Source organism: Bacteroides sp. (assembly GCF_030151085.1).
Lineage (GTDB): Bacteria > Bacteroidota > Bacteroidia > Bacteroidales > Bacteroidaceae > Bacteroides.
In genome coordinates this window covers 1-3,074 of record NZ_JASLER010000106.1, presented here as the reverse complement: position 1 = coordinate 3,074, position 3,074 = coordinate 1, and the positions used below count along the sequence as shown (strand labels likewise).

The following is a 3,074-nucleotide window of genomic DNA, read 5'->3' as shown; positions in this document are numbered from 1 at the left end:
TGTGCCTTGCTTGAAGTTGTCCAGCTTTACAAAACGCTGAAAAATGGTTTGTTGTTTATCGGGGGAAATACCACAACCTGTATCCCGTACATAGAAACGGATTTTTCCGTCTTTGGGAGGATAATAACCAATGGTAATGCTTCCTTGCTTGGTGTATTTGATAGCATTGGAGAAGTAATTTCCAAGTACTTGCATCAGACGGTTCTTTTCGGTATGGATATAGCATTTCTTCATACCGAATTCTGTTACACATTTCACGTTTGCCGGCATCCTGAAACGGAAGGCATCCTCAAGTTTACGGATACAGCTGTTTACGTCTATATCGGTGTAGCAGAAGTCCAGTAAACCGGCTTCTATTCTTGACAAATCGAGGATGTCGTTTATGAGTTGTAATAACAGGTAATTGTTATCTTCTATAATTCTGATGTATTCATGATTTTCCGGTGTGTCTGTTGTCTCAGCAAGAATACTGGAAAAGCCGACAATTGCATTGAGAGGAGTGCGTATCTCATGGCTCATGTTGGCAAGAAAAGCAGACTTTAATCGGTCGGATTCTTCGGCACGTTCCTTAGCTTGAATGAGTTCCTTTTTATGTCTTTGGGAATGGATATAGTAGAAAATATACAGAACAATGAGTAGGGCTATGAATAAGCCTGTCATCCAGATATAAGTTTTATATTGTTGGTAGAAAGTAGGAGGCTGAAAGAAATAAACCGCATCTTTCGGATATAAGTTTTCGGGAATTTTACACCACTTCAGATCGGCGAAATTGAGATAAGTCTGTGGAACTCCACCATTTTGATAAGGGATGGAAGAGGCGGCTTCGCCTGATAAAATACGACCGATTAAAGACATTACTGTGTTCGTGAAATCATGGATGGAGATATAATGCCCGCCTACATATAAGTTTTCTTGAAGGTTTAAATCGGCTAATGTGAATACCGGAACTTCCAGGAAGCTGGGAAGTATTTTTTTAAGGTGGTCCGATAGATAATAATTCTTATTGCTTCCATATTGTCGGAGCCAGGCATAATAGATGACCCCGGTCGTTTTTTTGTAGCTGGTAAGTGTGTCCAGTAATTCTTCGGTGCTTATTTGTTCAGAGGATAAAAGCTCCAGTTGCAGAGTGGGAAAATCTTTTTGCATCACTTCTTTTATTGCCTGACGAGTAACAACGCTGATATAGCGATCATCGGAAATGAAAGCGATTCGTTTGACTTCCGGTTGAAGCTGCCGGATGAGTTCAAGGGTTTGCTTGATGTAATATGGCTGTTCCAGTACAGTGATATTGTAGTTTTTATTGAATTTCTCAATGGGAATGCTGTTTTCTTTTGTTAGAGGAACCTTACTTAGTAATGTTTGCAGGTCGGCTGGAACCCTTTTACGGGAATAACAAAGGATAACAGGGATGTCTTTCCAGGGACCATCGAAAATAGGTGCGCTGACCAACCATCCCGGGTCGCCAACAATTATGACTGCTTTTGGTGGAGTAGGATATGTCTGTAATATATTAGCTTGAGCTTGTCTGACCTCTTCTTCGCTTTTTAATACCGGGACCGTGAGAAAATAATTGTGTAGTTCTATGTTTTTATTATAGGGAAAACATTTTTGGATTTCATTCAGAAAACCATGTATCCAGGCCTCTTCGGCATTGACGGAGCTAAGAAATAACACGTATTCTTTTTCTTTAGCAGAAACAGAAAGACATCCGACTAATAATATTAGTGAAAGTAGCCATTTATGGAGTGTACTATGGGGCCTCATAAGTTTTGTATAACGTGCTTTAAAATGTGGCTAAAAGTACAAATAATCCGGGATATACGAAGTGAAAGAAATGATTATTTTGTGTTTGTGGATAAATAACTGTATTTTTGCCGTCAAATTTTATAAATGACATCCTTATGAATTACGGATATGTAAAGGTAGCGGCGGCTGTGCCCCGTGTGAAGGTGGCGGACTGCAAGTTCAATGCCGGAGAAATAGAAAAGGAGATAATCATAGCTGAAGGAAAAGGCGTACAAATCATAGTCTTTCCGGAACTGTGTGTCACAGGGTATACATGCGGCGATCTGTTTGCGCAGCAACTGTTGCTTGAAGAAGCAGAAATGGGGCTGATACATATTATAAGTAATACACGACAGCTGGACATAATAGCTATACTGGGTATGCCGATAGCGATGAATGGTGTATTGCTGAATGCAGCCGTCGTAATTCAGAAAGGAAAAGTGCTGGGTGTGGTACCTAAGACTTATCTTCCTAATTACAAGGAATTCTACGAGAAACGCTGGTTTACATCTGCTGTTGATGTTAGTGAGACCAGTGTACGCCTTTGCGGACAACTGGTTCCCATGGGAGCCAATTTACTGTTTGAGATGGCAGATACGACATTCGGCATTGAAATCTGTGAAGATCTGTGGGCACCTATTCCGCCCAGTTCCTCACTGGCATTGCAAGGTGCAGAGATCCTGTTTAATCTTTCTGCTGATAATGAAGGAATTGGAAAGCATAATTATTTGCGCTCTCTAATTAGTCAGCAATCGGCACGCTGTATTGCCGGTTATGTATTCTGTTCGTGTGGCTTCGGAGAATCCACTACTGACGTAGTGTTTGCCGGAAACGGTTTGATTTATGAAAATGGCAGCTTAATAGAACATAGTAAACGCTTCTCTTTTGAGGAGCAAGTTGTCATTGGTGAGATTGATGTGGAACATTTGCGTATAGAAAGGCGTGTAAACACAACATTTGTTGCCTGTCGGGCACATTGTGCACCGGAGGAAGCAGTACGTGTTTCTACGGAATATGTGAATAGTAAAGAACTGAACCTGACGCGTCGTTTCGATCCGCATCCGTTTGTACCGCAAGGAACTGCATTGAATGAGCGTTGCGAAGAAATATTTTCGATACAGGTTTCCGGTCTGGCACAACGTCTGGTACATACGTGCGCTAAAAGTGCGGTGGTTGGTATTTCCGGTGGATTGGATTCTACCTTGGCACTGCTGGTATGTGTAAAGACCTTTGATAAATTGGGATGGTCCCGCAAAGACATTATCGGTGTGACGATGCCGGGTTTTGGC

2 protein-coding genes are annotated in these 3,074 nt (G+C 41.6%); one reads left to right on the top strand and one right to left on the bottom strand.

From position 1 onward, the window contains the following. A partial coding sequence (locus Q1W14_RS21625) for a histidine kinase dimerization/phospho-acceptor domain-containing protein (RefSeq protein ID WP_300704929.1) occupies positions 1–1,764 on the bottom strand: 1,764 nt, incomplete at its 3' end. Between the two features lie 137 nt (positions 1,765–1,901). On the opposite strand from Q1W14_RS21625, the gene Q1W14_RS21620 reads away from it, so the two are divergent. Beyond that, on the top strand, positions 1,902–3,074 hold a 1,173-nt coding region (locus tag Q1W14_RS21620), incomplete at its 3' end, for an NAD(+) synthase (RefSeq protein ID WP_300704927.1).